1 protein-coding gene is annotated in these 588 nt (G+C 40.6%); it reads left to right on the top strand.

Features of this window, described 5'->3' with window-relative positions; all coding sequences use genetic code 11:
- The first annotated feature begins 29 nt into the window (after positions 1-29).
- Positions 30-575, top strand: coding sequence for an N-acetyltransferase (locus tag KI743_RS23205; protein WP_285468430.1), 546 nt, complete (start codon positions 30-32; stop codon positions 573-575).
- Positions 576-588 lie beyond the last annotated feature (13 nt).

Below are 588 nucleotides of genomic sequence, written 5' to 3' on the forward strand. Positions count from 1 at the left end.
TATGCGTCATTACGAGTACGGAGAAATAAATGGAAGTAGTAGAAGCGGAAAAATCGGATCTAGAATCATTCTTCGCTTATCTTGAAAGTCAGTTGTCCGAAAATGGAAATGGAGAAATCCCACTTTTTCAGCCTATGTCCAGAGAGCAGAAAGAAATCCCGGAATCGACAAGAGAAAAGTTCACAAGTGGTTTTTCTCATTCATTCGGAGAGTCCGGCTGGAGGAAGCTTTGGGTTGTAAAAGATACTTCTGGAAGTATCAAAGGTCATATTGATCTTCGCCACCATACAGATGGAAGTCGCTCTCACAGAGTTTTGCTGGGAATGGGGGTAGATCTTTCTTGTCGTAAGCAAGGTCTTGGTCAAAAACTCATTGATGCCGCAGTAAGCTTCTGTGAAGAAAAAGAAGCAATTGACTGGCTTGACCTATGTGTGTTGTCCGAAAATTATCCAGCGAAGAACCTTTATTTAAAAACAGGGTTTAGTGTTGTTGGTGAGTTTAAAGATCAATATAGAATTGATGGTCTATCAGTCTCAGAGACAGCAATGACTAAGTACGTCAAAAATCACGCATAACAAACGACTATGG

The sequence above is a fragment of the Vibrio sp. D420a genome, from assembly GCF_030248625.1.
Classification (GTDB): Bacteria; Pseudomonadota; Gammaproteobacteria; order Enterobacterales; family Vibrionaceae; genus Vibrio; species Vibrio fortis_A.